We start from the raw sequence: 552 nt of genomic DNA, 5'->3' as shown, positions 1-552 counted from the left end.
TCTACCAAGATTTCACCAGTTTCAGGGTCTACCAATGGCTCCGCAATGGTTTGGTTGAGCAAGCGTGTTTTAACGTTGAGTTTTTTATTGATCTTGTAACGACCAACAGCTGCCAAATCGTAGCGGCGTGGATCAAAGAAACGAGCCACAAGTAAGCTACGTGAGCTTTCAGCAGTCTTAGGCTCACCTGGACGAAGGCGTTCGTAGATTTCTTTCAAGGCTTCGTCTGTACGAGAGTCCATTGGATTCTTGTGGATATCTTTTTCAACAGTATTGCGAACCAATTCGCTATCACCAAAGATATCAAAGATTTCATCATCACCTGAGAAACCAAGCGCACGAACCAAGGTCGTAAATGGAATCTTACGAGTACGATCGATACGAGTATAAGCGATGTCTTTTGAGTCGCTTTCAAGTTCCAACCAAGCTCCACGGTTAGGGATAACAGTTGAGCCGTATCCCACTTTACCGTTCTTGTCTACTTTGTCGTTAAAGTAAACACCTGGTGAGCGGACCAACTGAGAAACGATAATACGTTCACCACCATTGATG

General features: G+C 44.4%; 1 pseudogene. It reads right to left on the bottom strand.

Annotated elements, in window-relative coordinates:
• Positions 1 to 552, bottom strand: a pseudogene (locus tag GMD6S_RS11640) (DNA-directed RNA polymerase subunit beta); the annotation flags it as partial.

The sequence above is a fragment of the Streptococcus sp. GMD6S genome (genome assembly GCF_000297015.1).
This window is presented reverse-complemented; position numbering and strand designations above follow the sequence as displayed.